The 24204-nt window shown below is 60.2% G+C and carries 28 protein-coding genes and 2 pseudogenes; 17 read left to right on the top strand and 13 right to left on the bottom strand.

Annotation, left to right across the window (positions count from 1 at the left end):
* Positions 1–276 precede the first annotated feature (276 nt).
* The 6 genes from hemA to KGA85_RS20835 all read left to right on the top strand — a co-directional run bounded on the left by hemA (position 277) and on the right by KGA85_RS20835 (position 5649).
* Complete coding sequence (gene hemA / locus KGA85_RS20860; RefSeq protein WP_223533241.1) at positions 277–1566, top strand: glutamyl-tRNA reductase; 1290 nt, start codon at positions 277–279, stop codon at positions 1564–1566.
* Complete coding sequence (gene prfA / locus KGA85_RS20855) at positions 1563–2645, top strand: peptide chain release factor 1 (RefSeq protein WP_090457658.1); 1083 nt, start codon at positions 1563–1565, stop codon at positions 2643–2645. Before hemA ends, prfA begins: the two co-directional genes overlap by 4 nt.
* Positions 2646–3476 (top strand): peptide chain release factor N(5)-glutamine methyltransferase, encoded by an 831-nt coding sequence (gene prmC / locus KGA85_RS20850; RefSeq protein ID WP_223454728.1) that lies wholly within the window; start codon positions 2646–2648, stop codon positions 3474–3476.
* A complete protein-coding gene (locus KGA85_RS20845) occupies positions 3470–4225 on the top strand; it encodes a molybdopterin-synthase adenylyltransferase MoeB (RefSeq protein WP_223454730.1) in 756 nt (251 codons plus the stop codon). The genes prmC and KGA85_RS20845 overlap by 7 nt, the downstream gene beginning before the upstream one ends.
* Positions 4218–5009 carry a glutamate racemase gene (gene murI / locus KGA85_RS20840; RefSeq protein WP_223454732.1) on the top strand — a complete coding sequence of 264 codons (792 nt, stop codon included), beginning with the start codon at positions 4218–4220 and terminating at the stop codon, positions 5007–5009. Before KGA85_RS20845 ends, murI begins: the two co-directional genes overlap by 8 nt.
* A gap of 121 nt (positions 5010–5130) precedes the next feature.
* Positions 5131–5649 (top strand): acyloxyacyl hydrolase, encoded by a 519-nt coding sequence (locus KGA85_RS20835; protein WP_223454734.1) that lies wholly within the window; start codon positions 5131–5133, stop codon positions 5647–5649.
* 131 nt (positions 5650–5780) lie between these two features.
* Here the strand turns inward: KGA85_RS20835 and KGA85_RS20830 are convergent, their stop codons facing one another.
* From KGA85_RS20830 to KGA85_RS20800, 7 genes and pseudogenes are all read right to left on the bottom strand, one after another.
* On the bottom strand, positions 5781–6086 hold the full coding sequence (locus KGA85_RS20830; protein ID WP_007981864.1) for a YkgJ family cysteine cluster protein: 306 nt from the start codon (positions 6084–6086) through the stop codon (positions 5781–5783).
* Between the two features lie 99 nt (positions 6087–6185).
* Positions 6186–6968 carry an SDR family NAD(P)-dependent oxidoreductase gene (locus tag KGA85_RS20825; RefSeq protein WP_223543350.1) on the bottom strand — a complete coding sequence of 261 codons (783 nt, stop codon included), beginning with the start codon at positions 6966–6968 and terminating at the stop codon, positions 6186–6188.
* A pseudogene (locus KGA85_RS20820) lies at positions 6965–7063 on the bottom strand (transcriptional regulator); the annotation flags it as partial. The pseudogene KGA85_RS20820 and the gene KGA85_RS20825, both read right to left, overlap by 4 nt.
* A 2-nt stretch (positions 7064–7065) precedes the next feature.
* The gene (gene phrB / locus KGA85_RS20815) at positions 7066–8508 is read right to left on the bottom strand and encodes a deoxyribodipyrimidine photo-lyase (RefSeq protein ID WP_223454738.1); all 1443 of its coding nucleotides are present in this window, start codon (positions 8506–8508) and stop codon (positions 7066–7068) included.
* 21 nt (positions 8509–8529) lie between these two features.
* Complete coding sequence (locus KGA85_RS20810; protein WP_223454740.1) at positions 8530–9471, bottom strand: MerR family transcriptional regulator; 942 nt, start codon at positions 9469–9471, stop codon at positions 8530–8532.
* A pseudogene (locus tag KGA85_RS20805) lies at positions 9471–10013 on the bottom strand (YbgA family protein); the annotation flags it as partial. The pseudogene KGA85_RS20805 and the gene KGA85_RS20810, both read right to left, overlap by 1 nt.
* 197 nt (positions 10014–10210) lie before the next feature.
* Positions 10211–11197: an NAD(P)/FAD-dependent oxidoreductase gene (locus tag KGA85_RS20800; RefSeq protein ID WP_046041875.1), complete on the bottom strand. Its 987-nt coding sequence runs from the start codon at positions 11195–11197 to the stop codon at positions 10211–10213.
* 196 nt (positions 11198–11393) lie between these two features.
* Here KGA85_RS20800 and KGA85_RS20795 point away from each other — a divergent pair, with 196 nt between their 5' ends.
* Together KGA85_RS20795 and hemH are read left to right on the top strand one after the other, a co-directional pair.
* Positions 11394–12296 (top strand): TIGR01777 family oxidoreductase, encoded by a 903-nt coding sequence (locus tag KGA85_RS20795; protein WP_223454742.1) that lies wholly within the window; start codon positions 11394–11396, stop codon positions 12294–12296.
* 13 nt (positions 12297–12309) lie between these two features.
* Positions 12310–13332, top strand: coding sequence for a ferrochelatase (gene hemH / locus KGA85_RS20790; protein WP_223543349.1), 1023 nt, complete (start codon positions 12310–12312; stop codon positions 13330–13332).
* A gap of 104 nt (positions 13333–13436) precedes the next feature.
* Here hemH and KGA85_RS20785 read toward each other — a convergent pair whose 3' ends face one another.
* The gene (locus tag KGA85_RS20785) at positions 13437–14711 is read right to left on the bottom strand and encodes a uracil-xanthine permease family protein (RefSeq protein ID WP_150728001.1); all 1275 of its coding nucleotides are present in this window, start codon (positions 14709–14711) and stop codon (positions 13437–13439) included.
* A gap of 2 nt (positions 14712–14713) precedes the next feature.
* Positions 14714–15352: a uracil phosphoribosyltransferase gene (upp, locus tag KGA85_RS20780; RefSeq protein WP_046041879.1), complete on the bottom strand. Its 639-nt coding sequence runs from the start codon at positions 15350–15352 to the stop codon at positions 14714–14716.
* A 176-nt stretch (positions 15353–15528) separates the two neighbouring features.
* Between upp and KGA85_RS20775 the strand changes: the two genes are divergently transcribed.
* From KGA85_RS20775 to KGA85_RS20760, 4 genes are all read left to right on the top strand, one after another.
* The gene (locus KGA85_RS20775; RefSeq protein ID WP_223454746.1) at positions 15529–16086 is read left to right on the top strand and encodes a hypoxanthine-guanine phosphoribosyltransferase; all 558 of its coding nucleotides are present in this window, start codon (positions 15529–15531) and stop codon (positions 16084–16086) included.
* 3 nt (positions 16087–16089) lie between these two features.
* Positions 16090–16563, top strand: coding sequence for a WbuC family cupin fold metalloprotein (locus KGA85_RS20770; RefSeq protein ID WP_223454748.1), 474 nt, complete (start codon positions 16090–16092; stop codon positions 16561–16563).
* A gap of 62 nt (positions 16564–16625) precedes the next feature.
* The gene (locus KGA85_RS20765) at positions 16626–17111 is read left to right on the top strand and encodes a hypothetical protein (RefSeq protein WP_223454749.1); all 486 of its coding nucleotides are present in this window, start codon (positions 16626–16628) and stop codon (positions 17109–17111) included.
* Between the two features lie 63 nt (positions 17112–17174).
* Positions 17175–17462, top strand: a complete 288-nt coding sequence (locus KGA85_RS20760) for a PA4642 family protein (RefSeq protein WP_223454751.1) — start codon at positions 17175–17177, stop codon at positions 17460–17462.
* Positions 17463–17545: 83 nt separating this feature from the next.
* Here KGA85_RS20760 and mqo read toward each other — a convergent pair whose 3' ends face one another.
* Both mqo and KGA85_RS20750 read right to left on the bottom strand, forming a co-directional pair.
* Complete coding sequence (gene mqo, locus KGA85_RS20755; protein WP_223454753.1) at positions 17546–19054, bottom strand: malate dehydrogenase (quinone); 1509 nt, start codon at positions 19052–19054, stop codon at positions 17546–17548.
* Between the two features lie 737 nt (positions 19055–19791).
* Entirely contained in the window at positions 19792–20031 is a 240-nt protein-coding gene (locus tag KGA85_RS20750) for a hypothetical protein (RefSeq protein ID WP_223454755.1), read from the bottom strand.
* A 205-nt stretch (positions 20032–20236) separates the two neighbouring features.
* On the opposite strand from KGA85_RS20750, the gene KGA85_RS20745 reads away from it, so the two are divergent.
* Positions 20237–20821 carry a YajG family lipoprotein gene (locus KGA85_RS20745; RefSeq protein ID WP_223454756.1) on the top strand — a complete coding sequence of 195 codons (585 nt, stop codon included), beginning with the start codon at positions 20237–20239 and terminating at the stop codon, positions 20819–20821.
* Between the two features lie 102 nt (positions 20822–20923).
* Here the strand turns inward: KGA85_RS20745 and KGA85_RS20740 are convergent, their stop codons facing one another.
* The gene (locus KGA85_RS20740) at positions 20924–21130 is read right to left on the bottom strand and encodes a hypothetical protein (protein WP_116264400.1); all 207 of its coding nucleotides are present in this window, start codon (positions 21128–21130) and stop codon (positions 20924–20926) included.
* A 190-nt stretch (positions 21131–21320) separates the two neighbouring features.
* Here KGA85_RS20740 and KGA85_RS20735 point away from each other — a divergent pair, with 190 nt between their 5' ends.
* Positions 21321–21599 (top strand): hypothetical protein, encoded by a 279-nt coding sequence (locus KGA85_RS20735; protein WP_007979321.1) that lies wholly within the window; start codon positions 21321–21323, stop codon positions 21597–21599.
* A gap of 76 nt (positions 21600–21675) precedes the next feature.
* Here the strand turns inward: KGA85_RS20735 and KGA85_RS20730 are convergent, their stop codons facing one another.
* Positions 21676–22842, bottom strand: coding sequence for a 1-acyl-sn-glycerol-3-phosphate acyltransferase (locus KGA85_RS20730; RefSeq protein WP_223454758.1), 1167 nt, complete (start codon positions 22840–22842; stop codon positions 21676–21678).
* A gap of 139 nt (positions 22843–22981) precedes the next feature.
* Between KGA85_RS20730 and KGA85_RS20725 the strand changes: the two genes are divergently transcribed.
* Genes KGA85_RS20725 through KGA85_RS20715 form a run of 3 tightly spaced genes read left to right on the top strand, consistent with a single transcriptional unit; the run spans position 22982 to position 24093 of the window.
* Positions 22982–23164 carry a CPXCG motif-containing cysteine-rich protein gene (locus tag KGA85_RS20725; protein ID WP_053159662.1) on the top strand — a complete coding sequence of 61 codons (183 nt, stop codon included), beginning with the start codon at positions 22982–22984 and terminating at the stop codon, positions 23162–23164.
* Between the two features lie 9 nt (positions 23165–23173).
* Complete coding sequence (locus KGA85_RS20720) at positions 23174–23434, top strand: putative signal transducing protein (protein ID WP_223454760.1); 261 nt, start codon at positions 23174–23176, stop codon at positions 23432–23434.
* 35 nt (positions 23435–23469) lie between these two features.
* Positions 23470–24093 (top strand): SOS response-associated peptidase, encoded by a 624-nt coding sequence (locus tag KGA85_RS20715; RefSeq protein WP_223454762.1) that lies wholly within the window; start codon positions 23470–23472, stop codon positions 24091–24093.
* The last annotated feature ends 111 nt before the right edge of the window (positions 24094–24204 follow it).

Here is a 24204-nt window from a genome sequence, read left to right as displayed (position 1 = left end):
TCGGCCAAACATAACCGGCCCGGCATTTTCGCATGAACACCGCCCCTGTAGGAGCTGGCTTGCCTGCGATGGTCGCTAACGATGACGCGTTTTTACAGGAAAGAAGCGGCGCCAGTCAGCTCATCGCTGGCAAGCCAGCTCCTACAGGAATTATGTGTAAACGAGAACTGCTCGCAACGTTGGCGTCACCTTCCGGCGCGATAGATATCGAGTAGTTGTTCTGATTCCGTCGAAGTAGGACAATTGTCGGCTTCACGTCACAATCAGCGACTTTGAATGGCCTTCCTTGCACTCGGTATTAACCACAAGACTGCTTCAGTAGACGTCCGCGAGCGCGTGGCTTTTACCCCTGAGCAGCTGGTTGAGGCCTTGCAGCAGCTCTGCCGACTCACCGACAGCCGCGAAGCTGCGATCCTCTCCACCTGCAATCGCAGTGAACTCTATATAGAACAGGATCACCTGTCGGCGGACATCGTGCTGCGCTGGCTGGCCGAATATCATCATTTGAGCTACGACGAGCTGCGCGAAAGCGCCTATGTGCATGAAGATGATGCGGCAGTTCGTCACATGATGCGGGTGGCTTCCGGGCTCGACTCGCTGGTGTTGGGCGAACCGCAGATTCTCGGCCAGATGAAGTCGGCCTATGCCGTGGCCCGCGAGGCCGGGACCATCGGGCCATTGCTCGGGCGCTTGTTCCAGGCCACGTTCAATGCGGCCAAGCAGGTGCGCACCGACACGGCCATCGGCGAGAACCCGGTGTCGGTGGCGTTTGCCGCGGTGAGCCTGGCCAAGCAGATTTTCAGCGACCTGCAACGCAGCCAGGCCTTGTTGATCGGCGCCGGCGAGACCATCACCCTGGTCGCCCGCCATCTGCATGACCTGGGTGTGAAACGCATTGTGGTCGCCAACCGTACCCTGGAGCGCGCGAGCATTCTGGCCGAGCAGTTCGGCGCCCATGCGGTGTTGCTGTCGGATATTCCGGCAGAGCTGGTGCGCAGCGATATCGTCATCAGTTCCACCGCCAGTCAATTGCCGATTCTCGGCAAGGGTGCAGTGGAAAGCGCCTTGAAACTGCGCAAGCACAAACCGATCTTCATGGTGGATATCGCCGTTCCGCGTGACATCGAGCCAGAAGTCGGCGAGTTGGACGACGTTTACCTCTATAGCGTCGATGATCTCCACGAAGTGGTCGCCGAGAACCTCAAGAGCCGCCAGGGCGCAGCCCAGGCCGCCGAAGAGATGGTTTCGATCGGTGCCGAAGATTTCATGGTCCGCCTGCGCGAGTTGGCGGCGGTGGACGTGCTCAAGGCCTATCGTCAACAGAGCGAACGCATACGCGACGAAGAATTGCAAAAGGCCCAGCGCCTGCTGGCCAATGGCAGCAGTGCCGAAGAGGTGCTGGTGCAACTGGCCCGCGGGCTGACCAACAAACTGTTGCATGCACCGAGCGTGCAGTTGAAAAAGCTCTCTGCCGAAGGTCGCCTGGATGCGCTGGCGATGGCCCAGGAACTCTTTGCCCTCGGTGAGGGCTCATCGGATAGCTTTTCGGATAAAAAACCGCAATGAAAGCGTCACTGCTCAATAAGCTGGATATCCTCCAGGACCGTTTCGAAGAGTTGACCGCCCTGCTGGGCGACGGCGAGGTCATTTCCGATCAGAACAAGTTCCGCACCTATTCCAAGGAGTACGCGGAAGTCGAACCGATCGTGGGCGTCTATAAAGAACTGCTGAAAGTGCAGGACGACCTCGAAGGCGCCCAGGCACTGCTCAAGGACAGCGACCCGGACATGCGTGAAATGGCCGTGGAAGAAGTCCGCGAGGCCAAGGAGCGCCTGGTCACGCTCGAAGCCGACCTGCAGCGCATGCTGCTGCCCAAGGACCCGAACGACGGGCGCAACGTGTTCCTCGAGATCCGTGCCGGTACCGGCGGCGACGAGGCGGCGATTTTCTCCGGCGACCTGTTCCGCATGTATTCGCGTTACGCCGAGCGTCGTGGCTGGCGGGTGGAGATCCTCTCGGAAAACGAGGGTGAACACGGTGGCTATAAAGAGGTGATTGCCCGGGTCGAGGGCGACAACGTCTACGGCAAGCTGAAATTCGAATCCGGTGCGCACCGCGTGCAGCGGGTGCCGGCGACCGAATCCCAGGGCCGCATCCACACGTCGGCCTGCACCGTGGCGGTGTTGCCCGAGCCGGACGAACAGGAAGCCATCGAGATCAACCCGGCCGACCTGCGCATCGATACCTATCGCTCCTCCGGTGCCGGCGGCCAGCACGTCAACAAGACCGACTCGGCGATCCGCATTACGCACTTGCCGTCCGGCATCGTGGTCGAGTGCCAGGAAGAACGTTCACAGCACAAGAACCGCGCCCGGGCGATGTCCTGGTTGTCGGCCAAGCTGAACGATCAGCAGACCTCCGCTGCGGCCAATGCCATCGCCAGTGAGCGCAAGTTGCTGGTCGGCTCCGGCGACCGCTCAGAGCGCATTCGCACCTACAATTTTGCCCAGGGCCGGGTCACCGACCACCGGGTCAACCTGACCTTGTATTCCCTCGACGAGATCCTCGCCGGCGGCGTCGAGGCGGTGATCGAGCCGTTGCTGGCCGAGTACCAGGCCGATCAACTGGCAGCGATAGGTGAGTAAATGACGATCATTGCCAGTTTGTTGCGCGCCGCTGATTTGCCCGACTCGCCGACGGCGCGTCTGGATGCCGAATTGCTGCTGGCGGCGGCCTTGGGCAAGTCCCGCAGTTTCCTGCACACCTGGCCGGAGCGCATCGTGCCGAGCGAAGCGGCGCTGACGTTTGCCGAATATTTGCAGCGCCGCCGCAGCGGTGAACCGGTGGCCTATATCCTCGGCCAGCAGGGTTTCTGGAAGCTGGACCTGGAAGTGGCGCCGCACACGCTGATCCCGCGCCCCGACACCGAACTGCTGGTGGAAGCCGCGCTGGAGTTGTTGCCGGCCACACCGGCCAAGGTACTCGACCTTGGCACCGGCAGCGGCGCAATTGCCCTGGCCCTGGCCAGTGAGCGTCCGGCGTGGAATGTCACCGCCGTGGATCGTGTTCTGGAAGCCGTGGCCTTGGCCGAACGCAATCGCCAGCGCCTGCACCTGGGCAACGCCAGAGTGCTGAGCAGTCATTGGTTTAGCGCCCTGGAAGGTCAGCGTTTTCAACTGATCATCAGCAATCCGCCCTACATCGCAGCGACCGATCCGCATCTGGTCGAGGGCGATGTGCGCTTCGAACCGGCCAGCGCCCTGGTGGCCGGTGTCGATGGGCTCGACGATCTGCGCCTGATCGTCGCCCAGGCACCGGACCATCTGGATGCCGGTGGTTGGCTGATGCTCGAACATGGCTACGATCAGGCCGAGGCGGTTCGCGATTTGCTGCTGACCCGGGGTTTTGAAGAAGTCCACAGCCGCACCGATTTGGGCGGTCACCAACGCATCAGTCTGGGGCGCCTGCCGTGCTGAATGATCAGGAATTGCTGCGTTACAGCCGGCAGATTCTGCTGCAACACATCGATATCGACGGCCAATTGCGGCTCAAGGAAAGCCGCGTATTGATCGTCGGTCTTGGCGGCCTTGGCGCGCCAGTGGCGCTGTATCTGGCGGCCGCTGGTGTTGGCGAATTGCACTTGGCGGACTTCGATACGGTCGACCTGACCAACCTGCAACGCCAGATCATTCACGACACCGACAGCGTCGGCATGTCCAAGGTCGATTCGGCAATCAAGCGCCTGAGCGCGATCAATCCCGAGATCCAGTTGATCGCTCATCGTGCGGCGCTGGATGAGGATTCGCTGGCCGCCGTGGTGGCCGGGGTGGATCTGGTCCTCGATTGTTCTGACAATTTTTCCACCCGTGAAGCGGTCAACGCCGCTTGCGTAACCGCCGGCAAACCGCTGGTCAGCGGCGCGGCGATTCGCCTCGAAGGGCAACTGTCGGTGTTCGATCCGCGTCGGCCGGAGAGTCCGTGCTACCACTGTTTATACGGGCACGGCAGCGAAGCCGAATTGACCTGTAGCGAGGCTGGCGTAGTCGGTCCGCTGGTGGGGCTGGTTGGCAGTTTGCAAGCGCTGGAGGCGTTGAAGTTGCTGGCCGGATTCGGTGAGCCGCTGGTGGGGCGCCTGCTGCTGATCGATGCCTTGAGCACACGCTTCCGTGAGTTGCGGGTCAAGCGCGATCCGGGTTGCAGCGTCTGTGGGTCGAAACATGCGTGAAGCGCCGATTGGCGTGTTCGACTCCGGTGTCGGCGGGCTCTCGGTACTGGCCGAGATCCAGCGTTTGCTGCCCAATGAGTCTCTGCTGTACGTCGCCGACTGCGGGAATGTTCCCTATGGTGAGAAAACCCCGCAGTTTATCCAACAGCGTTGCAGCGTGATGGCTGAATTCTTTCGACAGCAGGGCGCCAAGGCCTTGGTGCTGGCGTGCAACACGGCGACGGTGGCCGGCGTCGCCGACTTGCGTCGCGACTATCCAGAATGGCCCATTGTCGGCATGGAGCCGGCAGTCAAACCGGCCGCCGCCGCAACCCGTTCCGGCGTGGTGGGGGTGCTGGCCACCACCGGTACCTTGCAGAGCGCCAAGTTCGCCGCATTGCTCGACCGCTTCGCCACGGACGTGAAAGTCATTACCCAGCCCTGTCCCGGGCTGGTGGAGCTGATTGAAAACGGCGACCTGCGCAGCCCCGAGTTGCGCCAGCTGTTGGCCGGGTATGTCGAGCCACTGCTGGCCGCCGGCGCCGACACCCTGATTCTCGGCTGCACCCATTACCCCTTTCTCAAGCCGATGCTGCGGCAGATGATCCCCGAGGACATCAGCCTGATCGACACCGGCGCCGCCGTCGCGCGGCAACTTCAGCGTCTGCTGGCCGAAGGCGAGCTGCTGGCCGAGGGGCCTGCTCGTGAGGCACAGTTCTGGACCAGCGCCGATCCGGTTCATTTCAGAAATATCTTGCCGATACTGTGGAATACCTGTGGCGTTGTGCGAAGCTTCAACAGGTAGAAGATTGACTGGGGGAATACGAAAAGTCGGGTGAATTTCTGATTAATCGCTGACTTCTATAGCTTTGCAGGGCTGGGCAACAAAAAAATCATACGAAATCGTTCGGAAAAGGAAGTTTCTCGTGAAGCGACTATTCTGTTTGGCCGCGATTGCGGCCGCATTAATGGGGCACACTTTTACCGCTCAGGCGGCAGGTGTGGAGTTCGCGGTTGGTCAGACCAGCGATTCGACCATGACGTATCGACTGGGCATGCAATTCGATTGGGACCAGAGTTGGTGGCAGAGTGACGTCGGTCGCGTGACCGGTTACTGGAGCGGCGCCTACACCTATTGGGAAGGCGACAAGACCTCGAGCAATAACAGCCTGTCGTTCTCTCCGGTGTTCGTTTACGAATTTGCCGGTCAGAACGTCAAACCGTACGTTGAAGCAGGCATTGGCGTGGCGGTGTTCTCCAATACCCGACTCGAAGACAACAACATCGGCAGTGCCTTCCAGTTTGAAGACCGGTTCGGTTTTGGCCTGCGCTTCAATGGCGGTCATGAGGTCGGGATCCGCGCGACGCACTATTCCAACGCCGGCCTCGCCAGTTCCAACGACGGTGTAGAAAGCTACTCGCTGCATTACACGTTGCCGTTGTAACTGCTGAATACACACCAATGTGGGGGCGGGCTTGCTCGCGAAAGCGGTGGAACATTCAACATCCCTGTTGACTGACACGCCGCCTTCGCGAGCAAGCCCGCTCCCACATTTGTTCCTAGGTGATTCTGAAATCAGCGATACGCTGTCGAAATTCCCTGGCGTTCGTCAATGCACTCCGGTGCGCCCATCTCGAACTCTCGGCAGATCAGCGGGCGTTTTTCGTAGATAGTGCACATCATCGTGTTGCGATCCAGTGCGGCACACCAGCCGTCGTCCAGACGCAACATGACTTCCCCGCCCCAGTCATCGGTATCGATGAATCGTTCAGGCACACCCGTATCGGTGATCAGCATGACTTCGAGCTGACAGCAGCAGGCTGCGCAGGTCGAGCATGTGACCGCGGGTTCCGCGATTTGCGTATGGGGGATGGTTTTCATGGCGCGCAGTGTAAGGCAGTCACCGTGTGCTGTGTGAAAGGTCTGACGGACGCTCAAGTATCGGAACGTCCGAGATACCGCTGCCGATGATGGTGCTTTTCAGGGTTGATCCTTGATCGGTGGCTGGCTGCGCACCATGCGTTTGCCGATCTCCAGTTTCACTTGGTCCGGCCGTTTGGAAAGCGGCCAGAGGGCGGCCATGAACGCTGCCGGAAAAGCGATTTCCAACGGGCGGTCCTTGAGTTTTTCGAAGATGTGCCGTGCGGCTTTTTCCACCGGCCAGCTCAATGGCATGGAGAAGTCGTTTTTCTCCGTCAGCGGCGTTTCGACAAAGCCGGGGCTGATCACCGTGAGTTCTATGCCTTCCGGGGCCAGGTCGATGCGCAGGGATTCGAGCAGATAACGCAGCCCGGCCTTCGAGGTGCCGTACGCTTCTGCCTTGGGCAGCGGCAGGTAAGTCACCGTACTGGCCATGGCCACCATATGCGGTGCGGTGCCGGCCCGCAGCAAGGGCAAGGCGGCTTCGATGCAATAGCTGCTGGCCAACAGGTTGGTGCGCACCACATGCTCGACAATCGACGCATCGAACTGCTTGGCATCCACGTACTCGCTGGTGCCTGCGTTGAGTATCACGGTGTCCAGCGAGCCCCAGTCCTCGGCAATCTGCTCGCCGATCTCGCGCACGGTCTGGCTGTTGGTCAGGTCCCCGGCGACCACCAGTACCTGTCCCGGATAACGTAGCGACAAGTCTTTCAGTGGTTCCACGGTGCGCGAACTGACGGCCAGGTGCGCACCGGTTTTCAGGATTTCTTCGGCCAGGGCGGCACCGATGCCGCTGCTGGCGCCGGTCAGCCAGTAACGTCGTGCGGGTGTGCGACTCATCCCAATCTCCTTTTCAGCCAGGCAATTGCCCGGCCCAATACGGGTAAATGTTCATAAAACAGAGCCCCGGCATCGAGGTTATCCCGGTGGCGGTAACTCATGACCCAGCGGCGGCGTATTGCAGCGAGGGCAGGTTTTTGAATGCCGTCAACGCGCGCGTACGGGATGTGCTCAAGTCGACGATCGGTGAGGGGTAATCCACAACACCGAAAAGGCCGCCGAGATTGGCGGGGTTGTGCACGTCTTTTTTATTCAGCCCGGCCAGTTCCGGCAGCCATTGTTTGATGAACACGCCTTCGGGGTCGAATTTTTCCGACTGGCTCAGCGGGTTGAAAATCCGGAAGTAAGGCGCCGAGTCCGTGCCGGTAGAGGAGCTCCACTGCCAGCCACCATTGTTCGCCGCCAGGTCGCCATCGATCAGGTGACGCATGAAAAAGCGTTCGCCTTCGCGCCAGTCGATCAACAGGTTTTTGCTCAGGAACATCGCCACCACCATGCGCAGGCGGTTGTGCATCCAGCCGGTTGCCAGCAGTTGGCGCATGGCGGCGTCGATGATCGGCAAGCCGGTGCGCGCCTGTTGCCAGGCGGCCAGTTCTTCGGGGGCATCGCGCCAGGCCAGTGCTTCGGTTTCCGGACGAAACGCGCGGTGCCGGGAAACCCGTGGGTAGCCCACCAGAATGTGTTTGTAGAACTCGCGCCACAGCAGTTCGCTGATCCAGGTGACGGCGCCGGTCTTGCCGCTTTCGAATTCGCCTTGATTGCAGTTCAAGGCGGCGTGCAGGCATTGGCGCACAGAAATCACCCCGGCGGCCAGATAGGCCGAGAGCTGACTGGTGCCGGGCTTCGCCGGGAAGTCGCGTTCGCTTTGATAGTGCTCGATCTGCGCATCGCTAAAGCTGTCGAGGCGATGCCGGGCTTCAGCTTCGCCCGCCGGCCACAGGTTGCGCAGGTTATCAACGGGTGTTGCGAAGCCGTCGACACTCAAGGGGATCGCATCGCTGGCAATGTTCAACGGCGCTTGTTTGTGCGGCGCGCGGACCAGGCTGGGCAGCGAGTGGTGCAGTCGTTCGTAGCAGACTTTGCGGAACTGGCTGAAGACCTGAAAGTAAGTACCGGTGCGGGTCAGCACGCTCCCGGGCTTGAACAGCAATTGATCGAGGTAGCGGCGAACTTCGATGCCTTCGGCCTGTAGCGTCCGGGCGACTGCAGCATCGCGACAGGACTCATGGATGCCATACTCTTCGTTGAGATACAGCGCGTCGACCTGCCACTCTCGGCACAGGTTCAGCAATACGCTGGGCGCGTCATCCCAGCGGGGTGCCTGGCGGATCAGCAGGGGAATGTTCAGTTGACCCAGTTCACGGCTCAACTCGCGCAGGTTGCGCAGCCAGAAGTCCACTTTGCAGGGCGCATCGTCGTGTTCCAGCCATTGTTCCGGACTCAGCAGGTACACCGCCACGCACGGGCCGCGAGCCGCGGCTGCCGAGAGGGCGGTGTTGTCATGTAGACGCAAGTCGCTGCGCAGCCAGATCAATTGCATTTTGGTATCCACGCGATTCATTTAAATCAGTCCGCGCTGAACGAGTGCCTGATGTGCCGACAACGGATCTTCGGCCAGGTACAAATCAGCGATCTCGGTAGTACTTGCGGACAACTCGGCGTGGTGGATGCATACCGTTGGTCCGGCAATCATTTTGGGGCAACTGACACCTTTGAAAAGTTTCGGCAGCTGCGCCAGATTCAGGGCTTTGCTTGAGTACAGCAGAACCCCACGGGGTTGCAGCAGTTCGACCGCCAATGCCAGTTCTCCGACAGGCAGCGGCCAGTCGAAGACCTCCACCGGGCAGTCCGCGCTGCTGATCAGCCAGGCCGTGAGCCACAGGTGCGGTTCCACGGGCAGGTCCGAGTGGTTGACCAGCAGCAGCGGCGCGGTGCGCAACTGACGATTGTTATGGTAGATGCGCGCGCCGAACTTGCTGCGCAGCCAGGCACAAAAAAAGCCCCGCTCCATCTGCGCCCCGAACTGGCCTTGCCAGCGTTGCTCCAGAGCGGCGAGCAAGGGCATCAGCAAGTGCTCGCACAGGGTTCGCGGCGGATACAACGCCATCGCCTGATTGACGCTGTCATCCAGGGCGCGTTCCTGCAATCCGCTGACCGCCTGCAGCAACGTTTGCTGCAAGGCGTGCCAATCGTTGTCGACGGACTCGCTGAAGGCTTGCGGCGTGTCGAGCAATGGCTTGACCTGGCTGACGGCAACGCCACGGTTGAGCCAGGTGAGGATGGTCCGGATGCGTTGTACATGGTCGGCCGAGAACAACCGATGGCCCTTGGGCGTGCGGAGCGGCACGATCAGGCCGTAGCGCCGCTCCCAGGCGCGCAAGGTCACGGCATTGACCCCGGTTTGCCGCGCCACCTCACGGATCGGCAACCAGCCTTCGTTCAACGCCTTTTTAAAGTCATCGCCGAGGTCTTCGCGGGCGCTGGTGTCGAGTGCTTTTTTCATCAGATGGCGTTTCGCAGGCTGAGGTTTTCCGGGTGCGGTTGCAGGTAAACCTGCTGTGCGATGTACGGATCGGGGTGTTGGCGAAAGTGATGCTTGAGCAGCGTCAGCGGCACCACCAGCGGCACGATGCCCAGGCGGTACTGGTTGATCACGTGCTGCACTTCCTGCTTGTCTTCGTGGCTGATGGCCTGTTTCAAGTAGCCACTGAGGTGTTGCAGGACGTTGGTATGGGTCCGGCGGGTGGCGCACTTTTTCAGCGCCGCCATCAGTTCACTGAAATAGCGGGGACCAAGTTCCTGCGGATCGGTATGGCCCATGTTGCCCAGCAGGTGGCCCAGGGTTTTGTATTGCACCGGGTTGTGGGCCATCAGCAGGTATTTGTAGCGCGAGTGAAAGTCCGTAAGACCGCGCCGGGTCAGGCCTTCCTGGCGTAGCTGCTGCCAGGCGCTGTAAGCGAACGCGCGGGTGAGGAAGTTTTCCCGTAGCACCGGATCATTGAGCCGGCTGTCTTCTTCCGCTGGCAAGTCCGGGTGCAGCAGGCAGGCGTCGATGGCGATTTTCTGTTTGGCGGGGGCATGGGACATCGGAGCACCTCGAATCTGAACCTGTGCAGGCGGTCGAGTCTGTACAAGATAACTTCATCATAGGTTCGAAGTTGTACAAGTCAAATGTTGTGTATAAGTTTTGTGGCGGGCTGCTGTCCATGGCGACAGCAGCGATTTGCTCGGATCGATGCTCTTTACTGCAGGTGCTCATGCAAGCGGCGGGCGGCTTCCTGACCGCTGAGCCAGGCCCCTTCGACGCGTCCGGACAGGCACCAGTCGCCACAGGCGTACAGCCCCAGGTCGGCGTCGGCCAGGGTACCCCATTCGTGACTGCTGGCGGGGCGGGCGTAGAGCCAGCGGTGGGCGAGGCTGAAGCTCGGCGCGGGCATGGAATCGTGCAGCAGTTCGGCGAAGGCGCCATGCAGTTGTTCGATCACGGCTTCCTTGGACAAGTCGATGTGTTGTCGGCTCCAGGCGCTGGTGGCGTGCAGCACCCAGGTGTCGAGGGTGTTATCGCGCCCGGGTTTGCTGCGGTTGCGGGCCAGCCAGTCGAGGGGGCTGTCCTGTACGAAGCAGCCTTCCATGGGCGTTTCCAGCGGCGTTTCGAAGGCCAGGGCGATGGCCCAGGTCGGGTCCATTTTCACCCCGGCGGCGGCCCCGGCGAGTTTCGGCGCTGATGCCAGCAGAGCCGTGGCCTGTGGGGCCGGCGTGGCGATGACCACGTGGCTGAACGGTCCGTGGGTGAAGCCCTCGGCGTCCTGCAGGTGCCAGTGTTCTTCACCGCGATAGACCTCGGTGATCCGGCAGGCGAAATGCACTTCGAGGTCACCGAGCAGGGCGCGGGTGATGGCGCTCATGCGCGGCGTGCCGACCCAGCGGGTCTGCTCGTCCGGCGACAGGTTGAGCTGGCCGCCATGGTAGGTGTACAGCTGCGGCGTCCACTCGGCGACCCAACCTTTGGCTTGCCAGCGCTGGACTTCGTTGACAAAACGCCGGTCACGCGCGGTGAAATACTGCGTGCCCATGTCCAGAGCACCCGCATCGCTGCGCTTGCTCGACATGCGCCCGCCGCTGCCGCGACTTTTATCGAACAGTTGAACCACATGCCCGAGGTCAGTCAGGGCCTGGGCGGCGGAGAGTCCGGCAATGCCGGTGCCGATGATTGCGATAGGTACAGTCATAGGGGCCTCGTTTACCTTTCTGTACAGACTACGCCGGGGTTCAAACCTGTACAATATTGTTTTTTGGTATAACTTTTAGCGCTCTCGATCTGACAGCTTGGCCTATTGTTAAACATAGCGCCTGTTCGATACCAAAGATCCCTGCTTATAAAAATAGACTAATGGACAAGGTAAAACGCCACACGAGGGAGAAGTCATGCACATATTGCTGACCGGCGGTACTGGTTTGATAGGACGTCAGCTCTGCCGGCACTGGTTGGGCCAGGGACATCGCCTGACAGTCTGGAGTCGCAAGCCTGAAAAAGTCGCGAAAATATGTGGTGCCCAAGTGCGTGGAGTTGCCCGGCTGGAGGATCTGGGGCAGGAGCAGATCGATGCGATCGTGAATCTGGCCGGAGCGCCGATTGCCGACCGGCCCTGGACACACAAGCGTAAAACCTTGTTGTGGAGCAGCCGCATCACCCTCACCGAAACCTTGCTGGCGTGGCTCGAAAGTCGCGAGCAGAAACCACGGGCCTTGATTTCCGGTTCGGCTGTCGGCTGGTATGGCGACGGTGGCGAGCGCGAACTGACCGAGGACTCGGGGCCGGTCAGCGAAGATTTCGCCAGCCAGTTATGCATCGCCTGGGAAGAGACTGCACAGCGGGCTGAAGCGCTGGGCATTCGCGTCATCCTCATCCGTACCGGGTTGGTGCTGTCGGCGGAAGGCGGCTTTTTGTCGCGGCTGTTACTGCCGTTCAAACTGGGCCTGGGAGGGCCGATCGGCAACGGCCGGCAGTGGATGCCGTGGATTCATATCGACGATCAAATCGCCCTGATTGATTTTCTTCTGCATCGCAACGAGGCCAGCGGTCCCTATAATGCGTGCGCGCCCAAACCGGTGCGTAACCTCGAGTTTGCCAAGGCGTTGGGCAGCGTGCTGCGTCGCCCGACCTTCATGCCGATGCCGGCCTTCGCATTGAAGGTGGGACTGGGTGAGTTGTCCTTGCTGTTGCTGGGCGGCCAGCGCGCCACTCCGGTGCGTTTGTTACAGGCTGGTTTCACTTTTAAGTTCACGGATTTGCGCGCGGCTCTGGACGATCTGTCCGGTCGCCTTTGAAATAGGACGTTGCATGACCGATCACGCGTTGCTTCTGGTCAACCTGGGCTCACCTGCCTCCACCTCGGTGGCGGATGTGCGCAGCTACCTCAATCAATTTCTGATGGACCCGTACGTGATCGATCTGCCATGGCCGGTTCGACGTCTGCTGGTGTCGCTGATCCTGATCAAGCGTCCCGAGCAGTCGGCCCATGCTTATGCCTCGATCTGGTGGGACGAGGGCTCGCCGCTGGTGGTGCTCAGCCGCCGCCTGCAACAAGCCATGACCCGTCAATGGCAGCACGGCCCGGTCGAACTGGCGATGCGCTACGGCGAGCCGTCGATTGAATCGACACTGATGCGCATGGCCGCCGCGGGGCACAAGCGAATCACGCTGGCACCGCTTTATCCACAGTTCGCCGACAGCACCACGACCACAGTCATCGAAGAGGCCAAACGTGTGGTGCGCGAGAAAAACCTCGACGTGCAGCTGTCGGTGCTGCAACCGTTCTACGATCAACCGGAATACCTCGATGCGCTGATGGCCACGACCAAGCCCTATCTGGAGCAGGATTTCGATCACTTGCTGATGAGCTTTCACGGCTTGCCGGAACGGCATCTGAAGAAACTCAACCCCGGACACAGCTTCGAGGGCGGCGGTGATTGCTGTGCCGGGGCGCCGCCGGAGGTGGTCGCTACCTGTTATCGCGGCCAATGCCTGCGCACGGCGGCAGAGTTTGCCAAGCGCATGGGGTTGCCGGAGGGCAAGTGGTCGGTGTCGTTCCAGTCGCGTCTGGGGCGCGCCAAATGGATCGAACCCTACACCGAAGTGCGCCTCGATGAATTGGCCAAAAGCGGGGTGAAAAAGATTCTGGTGATGTGCCCGGCATTCGTTGCCGATTGCATCGAGACACTGGAAGAGATCGGTGATCGCGGCAAAGAACAATTCCGCGCAGCGGGGGGAGAGGAGTTGGTGCTGGTGCCGTGCCTCAACGATGATCCGCATTGGGCGCGGGCGTTGAGTGCGTTGTGCGAGCGAGCGCCGTTGGCCCTTTAAAGAGCATCGCGAGCAGGCTCGCTCCCACAGTTTGGAATCCATTCCCCTGTGGGAGCGAGCCTGCTCGCGATAGCTGTTTCACTGACTACAAATATCTCAAGCTGTTAGATCAGCGGCTCATTCGCCTTCTTGTGCTTCCAGCTGTCATTGCCCGGCAGGATCAGGTTCAAGCCAATCGCCACCACCGCGCACAGCGCGATGCCCTTGAGGCCGAAATCGTCCGGCCCGGTGCCGGTGCCGATCAGCACGCCGCCGATCCCGAACACCAGGGTCACCGAAACAATCACCAGATTGCGCGCCTCGCCCAGATCGATCTTGTGGCGGATCAGCGTGTTCATCCCCACCGCGGCAATCGAACCGAACAACAGGCACAGAATCCCGCCCATCACCGGCACCGGAATGCTTTGCAGCAGTGCGCCGAACTTGCCGATGAACGCCAGGCTGATGGCGAAGATCGCCGCCCAGGTCATGATTTTCGGGTTGTAGTTCTTGGTCAGCATCACCGCGCCGGTCACTTCGGCGTAGGTGGTGTTGGGCGGGCCGCCGAACAGACCGGCCGCCGTGGTGGCAATGCCGTCGCCGAGCAGAGTGCGGTGCAGGCCGGGTTTCTTCAGGTAATCGCGACCGGTCACGCTACCCACGGCAATCACGCCGCCGATGTGTTCGATGGCCGGGGCCAGGGCCACCGGAACGATGAACAGAATCGCCTGCCAGTTGAATTCCGGCGCGGTGAAGTGCGGGATGGCGAACCACGGTGCCGCCGCAATCTTCGCGGTATCGACCACGCCGAAGTAGAATGCCATGCCAAAGCCCACCAGCACGCCGGAGATGATCGGCACCAGGCGGAAGATGCCCTTGCCGAATACCGCGACGATCAGGGTGGTCAGCAACGCGGGCATCGAAATCAGCATCGCCGTCTGGTAATGGATCAATTCGCTGCCGTCGCCGGCCTTGCCCATGGCCATGTTGGCGGCAATCGGCGCCATGGCCAGGCCGATCGAAATGATCACCGGCCCGATCACCACAGGCGGCAGCAGGCGGTCGATGAACCCGGTGCCTTTGATCTTCACCGCGAGGCCGAGGAAGGTGTAGACGAAACCCGCCGCCATCACGCCGCCCATGGTCGCGGCCAGGCCGAACTGGCCCTTGGCGAGAATGATCGGGGTGATGAAGGCAAAGCTCGATGCCAGGAACACTGGCACCTGACGCCCGGTGACGATCTGGAACAGGATCGTCCCCAGGCCGGCCGTGAACAGCGCCACGTTCGGGTCGAGACCGGTAATCAGCGGCATCAACACCAGGGCGCCGAAGGCCACGAACAGCATCTGTGCACCCGACAGCACCGTGCGCCAGAGCGGATCGTTGAACTCTTGCTGCATGGTCACGCGTCCTTCTGCTTGGTGCCGAAGATCTTGTCACCGGCATCGCCCAGCCCTGGGATGATGTAACCGTGTTCGTTCAGTTTTTGATCAATGGAAGCGGTGTAGATGATCACGTCCGGGTGAGCTTTCTCTACGGCGGCGATGCCTTCCGGCGCGGCAACCAGCACCATGGCTCGGATGTCGCGGCAGCCGGCCTTTTTCAGCAGGTCGATGGTGGCAACCATCGAGCCGCCGGTGGCGAGCATCGGGTCGATGATCATGGCCAGGCGTTCGTCGATTTCCGGCACCAGCTTCTCGAGGTAGGTGTGGGCCTCGAGGGTTTCCTCGTTGCGAGCCACGCCGACGGCGCTGACTTTGGCGCCCGGGATCAGGCTCAGTACGCCTTCGAGCATGCCGATACCGGCACGCAGGATCGGCACTACAGTGATTTTCTTGCCGGCGATTTTCTCGACCGACACAGTGCCGCACCAGCCTTCGATATCGTAGGATTCCAGCGGCAGGTCTTTGGTGGCTTCATAAGTCAGCAGGGCGCCGACTTCCTGAGCGAGCTCACGGAAATTCTTCGTGCTGATGTCTGCGCGGCGCATAAGGCCAAGTTTATGACGGATCAGCGGGTGGCGGATCTCATGGATGGGCATGGGGAAAGGCTCCGGCGGCGGGCAAAAAAACCGGCCTAGATTAATCTATCCGAGGGTGTTGTCCTATAGACATACAGTACGTTAGTCCACAAACGCTTGATCTGGCCTCGCTTGATGCGTACCTTTGCCCGCTTTTCCGAATCCGTCCCTCCCCCTCAAACCCCCTGGAGAGCGCCATGTCCGCTGATCTCGAGCATATCCGTCAAATCATGCGAGAGGCTGACTGCCTGTACACCGAAGCTGAAGTCGAGGCGGCCATCGCCCGCGTCGGTGCACAAATCAACGAACAAATGGCCGACAGCAACCCGGTGGTGTTCTGCGTGATGAACGGCGGGCTGATTTTCTCCGGCAAGCTGCTGACCTACCTGGACTTCCCGCTGGAAGCGTCCTACCTGCACGCCACCCGCTATCGCAACGAAACCAGCGGTGGCGACCTGTTCTGGAAAGCCAAGCCGGAAGTTTCCTTCATCGACCGTGACGTGCTGATCATCGACGACATCCTCGATGAAGGTCACACCCTGGGCGCGATCATCGACTTCTGCAAACACGCCGGTGCCCGCAAAGTGCACACCGCCGTGCTGATCGACAAAGACCACGACCGCAAGGCCCGTCCGGACCTCAAGGCCGATTTCGTCGGCCTGCCGTGCATCGACCGCTACATCTTCGGTTACGGTATGGACTACAAAGGCTACTGGCGTAATGCCAACGGGATTTTCGCCGTTAAAGGAATGTAAGACATGGATACGCCTCGCTTTCTGGATCAGACCTTGTTCGCCGAGCTGGCCGGGAAAGCCGCGGCCAATCCTCGCGGGCGCCAGCATCACAACTTCCATCAGATGGAAGACGCTTGCCATCGCATGGCAGTGGGGTTGCAGCCGTCCACGTATATCCCGCCTCACCGGCATTTGGGCGACAACAAGGCCGAAACCCTGTTGGTCCTCAAGGGTCGGCTGGGCGTGTTGATCTTTGACGAGACCGGTGCGGTGCTGAGCAAGACCGTGCTGCAGGCCGGTGGCGACTGTGTTGGCGTGGACCTGCCAACCGGTGTGTTCCACGGTGTGGTGGTGCTGGAGGCCGACAGCCTGATGTTCGAATGCAAGGCCGGTCCTTACCGTCCGGTTGGTGAAGGTGAGCTGGCACATTGGGCGCCGCGCGAAGGCGAGCCCGGTGTTGCCGAGTATCAGGCCTGGATGCGCGCGCAGTTCGATTGATTTTCACCATCTGTAACCTGTAGGAGCGAGCTTGCTCCTACACCCGCCCTCCGGAGCCAGCCATGAGCCCTTTTATCCGCTGCTGCGCCGCCCTGTTGCTGACCCTCAGCCTGCCCCTGGCCGCCGCGCCGGCGCCCATGCACAGTCAATTCCTGCCGCCGGACGATCTCGCTCTGCGCGATGCCGACCCCGAACAGCAGCAACTGATGCAGGTCACCGATTATTCGGTGGTGGTCGGTGCTCAGCGTCAATCCAATCAACAGCCGATTCCGGTCACGTCCCCATTAATGATTCGTCTCAAGGGTAAATCCCTGAACAAGGGCGCCACCATCAATCAGGTACTGGTCAACTTCGATGGTGAAAGCAAAAGCCTGAAAAAGCCGGTTTACGATGTGCCGAGCAAGACCCTGACCCTCTATTACCCGCTGGCGCAATACCGGGTGGTGATCGACTTGTTGCGCAATGACACGGTGTATTGCCAGTTTCTCAGCTACGCCAATGGTCATGTTTGGGCCGATCTGCACACCGGCAGCACTCGTCCGCGTTGAGCCCTGTGCCTGCGCGGGGGTAAACTGCCCGCCCCGTGAAATGTCTGCGAGCTGGAGTCGGCAATGCGTAAAGATAAAAAACAAGTGATTGGTGACGAGATCGGCGATGAGCAGATCAAGTTGTTCCTCGATTTTGAACCGGTCGACGCGACTTCTCCGTCCCTGCACAAACTGGTCAAGGCCTACCGTGGCCTGCGCATCGACGATTTCGCGCGCTTTCTGACGTTCTTCGTCGAAGCGGGTTACGACGTGAATGGCAAGGATGAGCACGGCAATAACTTCATTGCCCTGATCAAGGATCAGCGCAATGCGGCGGATTACATCGAGCTGATCGAAAAGGCTCGCGGCTGATCCCTCGCCACAAACATGGTTTCGCCGGCCATAAAAAAACGCCCCGCTCTCGATGAGAGTGGGGCGTTTTTCATGGAGCCGAATCAAGCGTAGCTTTCGGTCTCGCTGCTGGCTTCAACCAGTTCCAGGGCAACGTTGTTCTGCGTGTTTATCTTGCGATACAGCGCAGCGTCGGTTTCCAGGACCTTTTCCCGGGCCGGGAAGATCTCTGCCAGTTTGGTAGCCCATTCGCCCTTGGCTTTGCTCGGGAAGCATTTTTCGATCAGCTCAAGCATGATCGAAACGGTCACCGAGGCACCTGGCGAAGCGCCGAGCAGTGCCGCCAGGGAACCGTCCTTGGCCGCGACCAGTTCGGTACCGAATTGCAGGATGCCGCCTTTTTTCGGGTCTTTCTTGATGATCTGTACCCGTTGGCCGGCCACTTCCAGGCGCCAGTCTTCGGCTTTCGCCTCAGGGTAGAAGCGACGCAGGGATTCCAGGCGCTGCTCCATCGACTGCATCACTTCGCTGACCAGGTACTTGGTCAGGTCCATGTTGTTTTTTGCCACAGACAGCATCGGCCCGATATTGCCGGCACGAACCGACATCGGCAGGTCCATGAAAGAACCGTGCTTGAGGAACTTGGTGGTGAAGCCGGCGTATGGTCCGAACAGCAGGGACTTCTTGCCTTCGACCACGCGGGTGTCCAGGTGCGGCACGGACATTGGCGGCGAGCCCACGGCAGCCTGGCTGTAGACCTTGGCCTGGTGGTGCTTGACCACTTCCGGGTTGTCGCAACGCAGCCACTGGCCGCTGATCGGGAAGCCGCCGAAGCCTTTGCTTTCTTCGATGCCCGAGGCCTGCAGCAGCGGGAGTGCCGCACCGCCCGCGCCGAGGAAGACGAACTTCGCATCGACTTCACGGGTGTTGCCGCTGTTGACGTCCTTGATGCTGACGGTCCAGCCGCCGTTGCTGCGCTTGAGGCCGGTCACGCGCTTGCAGTACTTGACATGGGCATCGGGTGCGCTGGTCAGGTGCTTGAGCAACTGGTTGGTCAGGGCGCCGAAGTTGACGTCGGTGCCATTGATCACGCGGGTCGCGGCGAGGGTTTCGCCAGGATCGCGGCCAGGCATCATCAGCGGCATCCACTCGGCCATTTTGGCCTTGTCTTCGGTGTATTCCATGTCGGCGAAGGCGTGGTGCTTGCTCAGCACCTTGAAGCGTTCCTTGAGGAAGGACACGCCGCTGTCGCCCTGCACGAAACTCAGGTGTGGCACCGGGCTGATAAACGATTTGCACGAGCCGAACGTGCCTTTTTTGGTCAGGTACGACCAGAACTGCTTCGACACCTCGAACTGGGTGTTGATGTGCACGGCTTTCTTGATGTCGACGGCGCCATTGACGGCCTGCGGCGTGTAGTTGAGCTCACACAGCCCGGCGTGACCGGTACCGGCGTTGTTCCACGGGTTGGAACTCTCCGCGGCACCGGAATCCATCAGCTCGACGACTTCCAGCTTGATCGCGGGGTCGAGCTCTTTGAGCAGTACTGCAAGGGTGGCACTCATGATGCCGGCCCCAACCAGTACTACGTCGACTGCTTCGTTATGCGCCATTTAACGCGTCTCCAAAATCTGCAGCACCAAATTGTCGGCATGGCTGCCAGGAGTGACGGGGCGTGTCAGTGTTGCCCCAGGTACCCATGGCAGGATCGCCATGTCCGAATCTTCGCAATTTATCGCAACTTCGACGGACGCTACCTGCCGGGCCTATGAGCCATATGAACTCATTTCAGCGCGCGGGAGGCAATTCGACTTATGGTCGATACATCCGTTTGTGCAACCAAATCCGTAGCGGACAGGCTTCAGGCTCCGGTGTTCGAGGAATACTCGGTCCTGTGTCGTTGGGCTGTTGTAGACGCTAATGGTGCATGTTCAGACGCAAAACTATTCATTTGCTCGCCACACTCTTGTGAAGTTGTGAAAACCCGTTTTTTTCACGCTCTTTTGAAGACGTGAACCTCAAAAAGGGCTGTCCCAGCCTGGCACCGTGCCCGGATGGATTGCCGCCATGGGATACAGGGCAGGCAAAACGGGCAAACAGCTCAGTGACCGAGCGTAATGACAGCTCTGCAGATTCGCGAAAAGTGGAGGTCTTGCTCAACAAAACAGCAAGCGCGCCAGCTTCACTCGATCTGTGTGGGCGGCTCTCTGTGGGCGGTGCGGGGTGTCAATGCAAGCGCATTGACGATGCTGCGAGGCCCGATCAGGAGACGTCCTTATAATCGGGGGGAGATTGTATCTAAGAAACGCAGGGAAATGGTCGTGTTTAATGACTTTTATTAGGTGTTTGGTCAGGTCGTCATCAGTTGCTGTGCACGCGAGCGTGGCTGTAGCTGCTGCGAAACGACCCGGGCGCCGGCAGGCAGCGGCTGATTCAGCCAGTTCAGGCGGATCTCTTCGATTTCAACCCAGCCATCGCCCATGGGCTGGAGACTGCACTGCTTGAAGGCCTGGCAGTGGCCGTTGCGGTCGAGCAGGGCGAAGCAGCGATGCAGAGGGCGTGGCGCGAACAGCGAAATCAAATGGCGCATGATGATTACCGTATTAGGTGACTAACGCCAACATAGCGCACGGGTGATGACGCGCAAGTGTCTGAGTAGTGACATCTTGGTGACAGGAAACCGCTCTCAAATAGGATGGTCAGACATTTCAGTTATCACTGTCAGGTGCTGGTTCCCGGCAGCGGAGCACCGCTATACTGCCGGCCTGTTTGTGCCTGATTCTGGAGAGAAGAGCATGTTGCAACGCCTGTTGTTCGGTTTGATCACTGTGACCAGTTTGACTCTGGTTGGCTGCGCCAACAGCCCGCAACAACTGAGCCCGGAACCCAAGCTGACCACTCAACTGGCCCCGGTCGGCCATGGTCAGCCCGTCGTGGTGCGTGTAGTGGACGGTCGCCCGTCGCCGACGCTGGGCACCCGTGGTGGCCTGTATCCGGAAACCAGCGCAATCACCGTGCAGAGCGCGCAGATCCTGCCGAAGCTGCAGGCCCAGGCTGAAGCCGCCGTGCGTCTGCTGGGCTTTACCCCGACGAACAATGCCATGAATGCACCGCAACTGACCGTGACCCTGGCAGAGTTGAAGTACCAGTCGCCCAAGGAAGGCATGTACGTGACCGAAGCCACCATCGGCGCGACGTTCCGCTCCGATGTACAAAACGCCAACCGTCGCTACAGCGGCCGTTATGGTTCGTCCCTGGACCAGCGCTTCGGAATGGCGCCGAACCAGGAAACCAACACCAAGCTGGTCAGCGATGTGCTGAGCGATGCGTTGACCCGCCTGTTCAAGGACCCGACCGTGGGTCAGATTCTCGGCGAGTAATCTTCGCTGGATGTGAAAAAAGCCCGGTGCCGGTGATGGTCCCGGGCTTTTTTGTGAGCATTGAGTCAGATTCACACATGATCAAATGTGGGAATGGTGGTGTCAGGCGGCCTCGGAGTAAAAGTCCAGCACGCTCACACCCGTCAGCAAATCCGCCTCCGGCAAATCCGCATGCTGATGCCCGCCCAAGGCGCAATACACCAGCCAATGGCGATCCTGAACGTTGAAGGCGAGGCTGCCGACGAGGGCTTGTTGTTCTTCGCTGGGGGTGATGAGGTAAAGACGATCCTGGTTTTCGGCGTGGAGCATGACGTGGTCCCTGTCGGTTTCGAGGCGCGCATGATCGCCGATACAGATGACGAAGCCGTGACTCAGGACAGCCATTGATCAAAAGCTTCGTTATTTGTCGGAAACAGAGGGCAGGTGCGCAGGCTTTCGGTAGAATCCGCGCCGCGGTCGCCGGCCCGGCACCTGCCACCTGTTTTACTTGAGGTTTGTGATGTCGCTGCACTTGATGACGCTGTTTACTGCCCATCCCGCCAAATTGATCAATCTGCTGGCCTTGCTCTTTGCCTTCCCGGGCGGCTGGTTGCTGCACGCCACCCGTCGTCGCGAACTGCGCGCGATGGCCAGTTTGCAGGCGCAGCGCCAGAGCAGCCCCAACGTAGAGCCCACGCTGGACTGGGCGACCTTACGCATGAACCGGTTTTTCTACATCTTCGGTTTTGCCTGCATGGGGATGGCGCTGCTGGTGTCGTGGATCAGTACTCAGGTTTGAATAACCGCAAACCTGTGGTGAACAGATACAAAAGCGGCGCCTCAAGGGCGCCGTTTTCACATTTGGCCGAAACCGCTTACAGCGGCAACCCTGCCTTCACCCGGTACTGATTGCGTACCGGCGTCGCATATTGCAGCACCAGGAATGGACGATGCTCTTCAGGGCAGGCGTCCAGGCGGCGTTGCCATTCTTCCTGGGCTTTGACCAGCTCCTCGGCCGGGAACACTTCGGCGGCTTTCGGCACCTGCAACTGCGGATCAGCAACTTTCCACTGTGCATAAGCCAGGTAGTGCACCGGGAACAAGCGGTATCCGCTGAGGATTTGCCTGTCCATCTCGACCGCCAATTGCTTGGTGTCGTCGAACAGTTCGGTGATCGGCGCGGCAAAGTTCACATGCACCCGGCCCTTGTAGCCGGTGATGCCCTTGGCGATGCTCACGTCATCCTCGCCCGGCACCTTGGTGTAGCTGCCGGTGGTGGCGCGGATGTAAAGCTCGCGGGCCTTGGCCTGATCGCACGGGTCGTACTCGTAGCTGATCGACACCGGGGTCAGGTTCAGCGACTGAATGACTTCGCCGAAGGGCTCGTCCTTGCGGCTCATGTGGAACATCTTGAGGATCGCCGACTCGGTACGGTCGTCACCGTCCTTGGCGCGGCCTTCGGCCTGGGCGATCCAGATCGAGGCGCAATCGTTGCGGATCGAATGGTTGATGTACGCCGACAACAGTTGATAGGCCGCCATTTTCTCCCGTCGTCCGCTGATTGAGCGGTGCACGATGAAGCTCTTGTTCAGGCGCATCAGGTCGCTGACGAAAGGCTTTTGTAGCAGGTTGTCGCCAATGGCGATGCGCGGGGTCGGCAGACCGGCGTGGTACACGGCATAGTTGACGAAGGCCGGGTCCATCACAATGTCGCGGTGGTTGGCGATGAACAGGTAGGCGCTGCCGGACTTGAATTGCTCCACCCCTGTATAGGTAACACCGTCGGTGGCGCGCTCGATGGTATGGTCGACGTAATGCTCGACTTTGTCCTGTAACGTGGCCACGGAGGTAATGCCGGCAAACTCACGGCGCAACCGATGGGCTATAAGAGGTTTGAGTGCCCAGCCTAAAGCGCCGGCGAAACGCGGGAAGCGGAAGTGGGTGAGGATATCTAGAAACGCCTTGTCGCCGAGCAGTCGTGCCAGCACTGCCGGGACTTCGCTGTCGTCGTAAGGTCGGATGGCATCGAATTCGCCCATCATGCTCTCTTGTTAGAAACGGCTAGGGTAAGTAAAGGTTTTGATCGAAAACCGGCGGGGTACGGTCTGAAAAAGTAGTCAGACAAAAATAGCCCTGCAAATAGACCGGCGATTATACGCACAAGTCACCTGGGAGACCGCGATGCTGGAAACTGCGCAATATGAATGTCCGTATTGTGGTGAGGAAGTCGAGACGACGCTGGATTTGTCCGGTGGCGATCAGACCTATATTGAAGACTGTCAGGTGTGCTGCCGGCCGATAACCTTCGTGTTGCAAGTTCATGAAGAGGAATGGCATCTCGAAGTGTTCAGCGAAAACGAGTGAGGAGCGTGTATGCAGCGCATCTACGATCCGGAAAACCTGATGGAAGGCGAGTTGCTGCAAGGCATGCTCGCCAGCGAGGGCATCGAAGCGCATCTGGTGGGCCGTGATTTGCTCGGGGGTAGCGGCGAGTTACCGATCTATGGCCTGCTCGGGCTGTCGGTCGAGAACGATCAGGCTGCATACGCCCGCGAGCTGATCACTGCGTACAATGCCGCGCTGCCGCTGTCCGGCGATGAATCGGACAGCTTTCCCGGCACGCTGGTCTGTTAGGCTGGCGTTCGTTTGATCAAGAGCCGTGTTGCCCCATGTGTGGACGTTATGCCCTGTTTCGCTGGAACCCCGCCTTCGCGGCGCTGCCCGGTTTTCCCGCCGACCAGCAGGCGCAGTGGAACATTTCCCCCAATGATTCGGTGTTGATGCTGCGGGCCGAGCCTGACGGCCAGCGCACGTTGGCCCGCGCCCGCTGGGGCCTGACGCCACCCTGGCTGACCGATCTGTCCCGCACCCCGGCCCACGCCCGCGCCGAAACCGTTGCCGAACAACCGATGTTCCGCGAAGCCCTGCGCCTGCGCCGCTGCCTGTTGCCGGCCAATGGTTTCTACGAATGGCGCGGCACAACGCGCAAGCGCCCGTACTGGCTGACACCGGGGGAGGGCTCGTCATTATTTTTTGCGGCGATCTGGGAGGCGTATCCGGTACAGGAACAGGTTTGGCTCAGTACCGCGGTGATTACCCAGCCAGCGGCAAGCCAACGGCGGCCGTTGATTCTTGACGAGGCGGGGCAGGCCGCGTGGCTGGATCCGGAGACGCCATTGCATGCTTTGCAAGCATTGCTGGCCAGTGAGCCTGCCGCATTGCGCGAGCGGGTGCTGGCCAATATGGTGAATGATCCGAAGCTCAATGGGCCGGAGTGTTTGACCCCGGGTTGAGTTTTTTGGTGTCAGTGCTGGCCCCTTCGCGAGCAAGTCGGATCGCCGCACCGCCGCTCCCACATTTGATCTTCAGTGAACACAGAATATGTGTACGACAGAGTTCCAGTG

The organism is Pseudomonas sp. GL-B-12, assembly GCF_019955895.1.
Lineage (GTDB): Bacteria > Pseudomonadota > Gammaproteobacteria > Pseudomonadales > Pseudomonadaceae > Aquipseudomonas.
Note: the sequence above shows the minus strand (reverse complement) of the source record. Positions and strands in the feature narration are given on the sequence as shown.